We start from the raw sequence: 2,419 nt of genomic DNA, 5'->3' as shown, positions 1-2,419 counted from the left end.
ACCCGATGTGATCGACTGAGAGTTGATCCGGGAGTTCATCAGGTACGAAGACCATGTTTGATGGACCGTTCCTGCGAGCATAGTTCCTGTCACAAGCCGAGATACGGTCGCTTTGGGGCTCTCATCAATCGACTGTTTCATGCGAGAAAATGTTTGAAGAATAGGATTTCAACAAAGCCATCTTGATGCGTTCTTTTCACTCGACATCATCCATACAGTCTTATTCGAGAGGTACACCAGACGATACAAATCCGCACGCAACCGAGAACGACTATGATCGAGTCGCTCCTCCGGATTGATGTCGTCCTCTTCGTCCTCATCGGCGTGCTGGGCGGCGCACACTGTATCGGGATGTGCGGTCCACTTGTGACGATGTACTCGAAACAGATGACGCCGCAGCCCGATGGCGGGACGGTGACAGCCAACGACGGGCGTGCCGGTCATCTCACGACCTACGAGGTTCGCCAGCATTTCCTGTTCAACGTCGGCCGGGCGACGACGTACGCGATTCTCGGGGCCGTCTTCGGCGCGCTCGGGAGCGTCGTATTCGTTACCGCTGACCAGCTGACACCGATCGCCGATCTCCTGCGAGGTGTTGTCGGTCTTGCGGTCGGAGGGTTCATTGTGGCGACGGGCGTTCGGTACGTCATCGGTGGAAGCGGAGGCGATATTCGCATCCCTGGCGTCCAGCGCGTTACGTCGTGGCTCGCAGCGAGAGTTCACCGACACGTGAACAGCCCGAGTATTGTCGGGCTGGGAGCCGTCCACGCGTTTCTCCCCTGCCCGATGCTGTATCCCGCGTATCTGTTCGCCTTCGCGAGCGGCTCCCCGACCACAGGGGGAATCGCTCTCGGTGCCCTTGGCATCGGGACGATTCCGGCAGTTTTCCTCTATGGGACGATTATCCAATCGATCGACGTCGCCCACCGGCGACGCGTTCATCGGCTACTCGGTGTGGTGTTCGTCGTGCTGGGGTACGTGCTGCTTGCGCACGGATTGATGGCACTCGGTGTTCACCTCCCACATCCGATGTTCCCGCATTACCAGCCCCTCGGGGGCGCGATGGGGCACTGACCGAGCACTGGATCCTTTTCGCTGGCTCGATACAGGCGACGCGCTCCATTGACCTCCTCCCGCGCCTGAAGACGCGGGAATCCCACCACGGGATTTCAGGCCGAGAGCGGCCCTGCGGTTTCAAGACGCATTCGTTCCACGCGTCCCTTGCTGGGTTTCAGCATCGGCGTGGGTGTCTTGTGGGGCGGTCAAACGCCCCCCATCCTCAGCCGAGTCATCGTCATCTCTGTGTTCTCTCGAATGGCTCCCTCCGCTGAGGTAGCGGTCTGCGATGTTTATCGCGCCGTTCACGTCCCCATGGTACTCGCCCATCCAGCAAGCGTCGTTCGTACACGTGAACGTCGACTGTCGCGGGCAGTATCCCACTTCACCGCACCCGTAGCACTCCTTCGACGTGTTACGCGGATTCACCGTGTCGACGGGGATCCCCTTCTCGACGGCCTTGTAGCGTATCTGCGCGTGGAGTTTGGCGAACCCCCATCTGTGGAGACGCCGGTTCATGAACTCACCGTAGTCCATCGACTCCCGGATGTACGTCAGATCTTCCAGAACGAGAACGGGATTCTTGACGGATTCGGCGTACTCCACGACTTCGCGGGTGACGCGGTGGAACACGTCGTCGATCTGTTTCCATAGGTCGCCACCGAACGACTCCACGATACGCTCGCTTCCGCGCGTCTGGAGTCGGCGCTTGGCGGTGAAGTAGCTCTTAGGGAGCTGACGAACCGTCTTCCCTTCGTCGGCCCACAGTTCAGGTGCGGTCGGAGAACCGTGATCGTCGCGGTGACACACCGTGACGAGTGATGCTTCCCCGATGTCCACTCCGATGGGCGTCCGTTCTTCGGCGGACACCTCAGAAGTTTCCTCAACGTCGCGAGTAGCGGTGGCGTGGAGGAACCACGTCCCCTCTCGCTCGAACAGCCGACCCCCGCCCATTTCCGCATCACCAGCGTTCAACGCTTCCAACCAGTCCCGCTGTTCGGGGTTCGGTTGGGCTGGCATCCAGAGGTAATAGTCCTCGTGGTGCGGAATCTTGACAAACCACTCAATAGCGTTCTCGGGCTTGTGGTCGAGTCGTAGGCCCTCATTGGTGAACCGAACAGGGTGGTCGTCGTGGAGGTCGCCCGCGTTGTACGTCGTCGTGAGTTGCGGGACTTTTGAGTGCGTTCTTTGCGTATCCGCTCCGACCGAGAACATCGGGAAAGAAACCGCCGTGGCCGTCGACAAGGAGAGCGTCGGGCAATCGAAACCCGTCATGTCAGCGTTGATTCCGCACGACTAACCGGCTGAGACCTCGCTGAGTCTGCCGTTCGAGAGTGACAACCCTATTCAGCAGCGCCAAAAT

General features: G+C 59.7%; 1 protein-coding gene and 1 pseudogene. One reads left to right on the top strand and one right to left on the bottom strand.

The features are described from left to right. The first annotated feature begins 273 nt into the window (after positions 1-273). Positions 274-1,074: a sulfite exporter TauE/SafE family protein gene (locus tag Z052_RS14425; protein ID WP_049933407.1), complete on the top strand. Its 801-nt coding sequence runs from the start codon at positions 274-276 to the stop codon at positions 1,072-1,074. Positions 1,075-1,194: 120 nt separating this feature from the next. On the opposite strand, the pseudogene Z052_RS14420 reads toward Z052_RS14425, so the two are convergent. After that, positions 1,195-2,257, bottom strand: a pseudogene (locus tag Z052_RS14420) (RNA-guided endonuclease TnpB family protein); the annotation flags it as partial. Between the last annotated feature and the right edge of the window lie 162 nt (positions 2,258-2,419).

Source organism: Halorubrum sp. C191, from assembly GCF_002727095.1.
Classification (GTDB): Archaea; Halobacteriota; Halobacteria; order Halobacteriales; family Haloferacaceae; genus Halorubrum; species Halorubrum ezzemoulense.
Note: the sequence above shows the minus strand (reverse complement) of the source record. Positions and strands in the feature narration are given on the sequence as shown.

What these genes read in the sequence shown, in the direction of transcription:
- Z052_RS14425 (WP_049933407.1), top strand. Translation starts at nt 274, where the DNA reads ATGATCGAGTCGCTCCTCCGGATTGATGTCGTCCTCTTCGTCCTCATC.